This window comes from Pseudoalteromonas umbrosa, from assembly GCF_030125375.1.
GTDB classification, from domain to species: Bacteria; Pseudomonadota; Gammaproteobacteria; order Enterobacterales; family Alteromonadaceae; genus Pseudoalteromonas; species Pseudoalteromonas umbrosa.
Map to the genome: position 1 here is coordinate 1 of NZ_JASJUU010000020.1, position 1,110 is coordinate 1,110.

At 47.2% G+C, this 1,110-nt stretch carries 1 protein-coding gene; it reads left to right on the top strand.

What is annotated here, in order from left to right; all coding sequences use genetic code 11:
• Positions 1-1,110: SdrD B-like domain-containing protein (locus QNM16_RS24900; protein WP_284022922.1), on the top strand; the 1,110-nt coding region annotated here is incomplete at both ends.

Below are 1,110 nucleotides of genomic sequence, written 5' to 3' on the forward strand. Positions count from 1 at the left end.
TCAAACTGGTATTAGCTGAACAAGCTGCACCAGATCTTATCTTCACAGAGCAGCTGAATGCGGGTGACAAATCTATCTCAGGTCGCGTGTTTGTGGACATTAATCAAGATGGCACAAATAATGGCAATGACTTTGCACTTGCTGGCATTGCGATCACGCTCACGGGTCAGGATCTTTACGGCGAAGCGGTGAGCTTAAGCACGACGACGGACGCAAACGGTGCGTTTAACTTTGCTGGCCTGCGTAAGTCAAATGCAGCGGGTTACACCATTACGCAAGGCACAACGGATTACCTTGAAGGCCAAGATTACCAAGGTGCAAACTCAGATCAATTTGGTTCAAACAGTGAGATCAAACTGGTATTAGCTGAACAAGCTGCACCAGATCTTATCTTCACAGAGCAGCTGAATGTGGGTGACAAATCTATCTCAGGTCGCGTGTTTGTGGACATTAATCAAGATGGCACAAATAACGGCAATGACTTTGCGCTTGCTGACATTGCGATCACGCTAACGGGTCAGGATCTTTACGGTGAAGCTGTGAGTTTAAGCACTACAACCGATGCAAACGGTGCGTTTAACTTTGCTGGCCTGCGTAAGTCAAATGCAGCGGGTTACACCATTACGCAAGGCACAACAGATTACCTTGAAGGCCAAGATTACAAAGGTGCAACCCCAGATCAATTTGGTTCAAACAGTGAGATCAAACTGGTATTAGCTGAGCAAGCTGCACCAGATCTTATCTTCACAGAGCAGCTGAATGCGGGTGACAAATCTATCTCAGGTCGTGTGTTTGTCGACATCAATCAAGATGGCACAAGCAATGGCAATGACTTTGCACTCGCTGGCATTGCGATCACGCTAACGGGTCAAGATCTTTACGGTGAAGCGGTGAGCCTAAACACCACAACGGACGCAAACGGTGCGTTTAACTTTGCTGGCCTGCGCAAATCTGATGCGGCGGGTTATACCATCACGCAAGGCACAACAGATTACCTTGAAGGCCAAGATTACCAAGGTGCAAACCCAGATCAATTTGGTTCAAACAGTGAGATCAAACTGGTATTAGCTGAACAAGCTGCACCAGATCTTATCTTCACAGAGCAGCTGA